The organism is Rhizobium sp. PDO1-076, assembly GCF_000247475.1.
In the GTDB taxonomy this organism is placed as follows: Bacteria; Pseudomonadota; Alphaproteobacteria; order Rhizobiales; family Rhizobiaceae; genus Allorhizobium.
In genome coordinates this window covers 1-2500 of record NZ_AHZC01000107.1, presented here as the reverse complement: position 1 = coordinate 2500, position 2500 = coordinate 1, and the positions used below count along the sequence as shown (strand labels likewise).

The 2500-nt window shown below is 53.8% G+C and carries 1 tRNA gene and 2 rRNA genes (1 of these 3 cut by a window edge); all 3 read left to right on the top strand.

Annotated features, from left to right (window positions below):
- Positions 1-1946: ribosomal RNA gene (locus tag PDO_RS07835) — 23S ribosomal RNA — on the top strand (it extends 853 nt beyond the left edge of the window).
- Between the two features lie 224 nt (positions 1947-2170).
- Positions 2171-2285: ribosomal RNA gene (gene rrf, locus PDO_RS07830) — 5S ribosomal RNA — on the top strand.
- Positions 2286-2422: 137 nt separating this feature from the next.
- Positions 2423-2499: transfer RNA gene (locus PDO_RS07825), tRNA-Met, on the top strand.
- Position 2500: the final 1 nt, after the last annotated feature.

Sequence of the window (2500 nt, the reverse complement as noted above, 5' to 3'; positions counted from 1 at the left end):
GCGAAAACTATTTAGGTAGTGCGTCGACCGAATACCCTCGGGGGTAGAGCACTGGATGGGCTATGGGGACTCACCGTCTTACTGATCCTAACCAAACTCCGAATACCGAGGAGTACTAGTCGGCAGACACACGGCGGGTGCTAACGTCCGTCGTGAAGAGGGCAACAACCCTGACCTCCAGCTAAGGTCCCCAAGTCATGGCTAAGTGGGAAAGGATGTGAGGATCCCAAAACAACCAGGATGTTGGCTTAGAAGCAGCCATCATTTAAAGAAAGCGTAACAGCTCACTGGTCTAAATAAGGGTCTTTGCGCCGAAAATGTAACGGGGCTAAAGCCATGCACCGAAGCTGAGGATACGTCGCAAGACGTGTGGTAGCGGAGCGTTCCGTAAGCCTGTGAAGGGGTACCTGTGAGGGGCCCTGGAGGTATCGGAAGTGCGAATGTTGACATGAGTAACGATAAAGGGGGTGAGAGACCCCCTCGCCGAAAGACCAAGGGTTCCTGCTTAAAGTTAATCTGAGCAGGGTTAGCCGGCCCCTAAGGCGAGGCAGAAATGCGTAGTCGATGGGAACCACGTTAATATTCGTGGGCCTGGTGGTAGTGACGGATCGCACAAATCGTACATTCTTATTGGATTGAATGTGCGGTGGAGCGGTTCCAGGAAATAGCTCCACCCTATAGACCGTACCCGAAACCGACACAGGTGGTCAGGTAGAGTATACCAAGGCGCTTGAGAGAACTATGCTGAAGGAACTCGGCAAATTGCACGCGTAACTTCGGAAGAAGCGTGACCCCATTTTACGCAAGTGAGATGGGGTGGCACAGACCAGGGGGTAGCGACTGTTTATCAAAAACACAGGGCTCTGCGAAGTCGCAAGACGACGTATAGGGTCTGACGCCTGCCCGGTGCTGGAAGGTTAAAGGGAGAGGTGCAAGCTTTGAACTGAAGCCCCAGTAAACGGCGGCCGTAACTATAACGGTCCTAAGGTAGCGAAATTCCTTGTCGGGTAAGTTCCGACCTGCACGAATGGCGTAACGACTTCCCCGCTGTCTCCAGCATAGACTCAGTGAAATTGAATTCCCCGTGAAGATGCGGGGTTCCTGCGGTCAGACGGAAAGACCCCGTGCACCTTTACTATAGCTTTACACTGGCATTCGTGTCGGCATGTGTAGGATAGGTGGTAGGCTTTGAAGCTTGGACGCCAGTTTGAGTGGAGCCATCCTTGAAATACCACCCTTATCGTCATGGATGTCTAACCGCGGTCCGTTATCCGGATCCGGGACAGTGTATGGTGGGTAGTTTGACTGGGGCGGTCGCCTCCGAAAGAGTAACGGAGGCGCGCGATGGTGGGCTCAGACCGGTCGGAAATCGGTCGTCGAGTGCAATGGCATAAGCCCGCCTGACTGCGAGACTGACAAGTCGAGCAGAGACGAAAGTCGGTCATAGTGATCCGGTGGTCCCGCGTGGAAGGGCCATCGCTCAACGGATAAAAGGTACGCCGGGGATAACAGGCTGATGACCCCCAAGAGTCCATATCGACGGGGTTGTTTGGCACCTCGATGTCGGCTCATCGCATCCTGGGGCTGGAGCAGGTCCCAAGGGTTTGGCTGTTCGCCAATTAAAGCGGTACGTGAGCTGGGTTCAGAACGTCGTGAGACAGTTCGGTCCCTATCTGCCGTGGGTGTAGGAATATTGACAGGATCTGTCCCTAGTACGAGAGGACCGGGATGGACATATCTCTGGTGGACCTGTTGTCGTGCCAACGGCATAGCAGGGTAGCTATATATGGAATGGATAACCGCTGAAGGCATCTAAGCGGGAAACCAACCTGAAAACGAGTATTCCCTATCAGAGCCGTGGAAGACTACCACGTTGATAGGCCGGGTGTGGAAGTGCAGCAATGCATGAAGCTTACCGGTACTAATAGCTCGATTGGCTTGATCGTTCTCATTGCTTGTGTTCATCCTCGATGAACAAAGCCATCTGTTTTGTCCTGACGCTGTCGGCTCCTTGAGCCTTCGCTGCGGACGGCCCGCACCAACAGGTGCGACGGCCTTCGGCCTGTATGGGTGTCTCATCCATTCGGTCGGAAAACAAAATTACGTGTTCAAATCTCAAAACGAGGCCTACAAGGCCTCTACCAGCTTCTCTTTTATTGCCCTTAGCTGACCTGGTGGTTATTGCGGGGTGGCTGCACCCGTTCCCATTCCGAACACGGCCGTGAAACGCCCCTGCGCCAATGGTACTCCGTCTCAAGACGCGGGAGAGTAGGTCGCTGCCAGGTCTGCTAAAGGCAATAAATCCGGTTTTTGAAACCCAAAATACCGCATCTTCTCAGAACACTCTTCGGCCCAGCCGACAATCAAGGGCCGCTATAAGCGGTCCTTTTTGCTTCAAAGACAAGCAGAACAAAAATTATAACGCGGGGTGGAGCAGCCCGGTAGCTCGTCAGGCTCATAACCTGAAGGCCGCAGGTTCAAATCCTGCCCCCGCAACCAA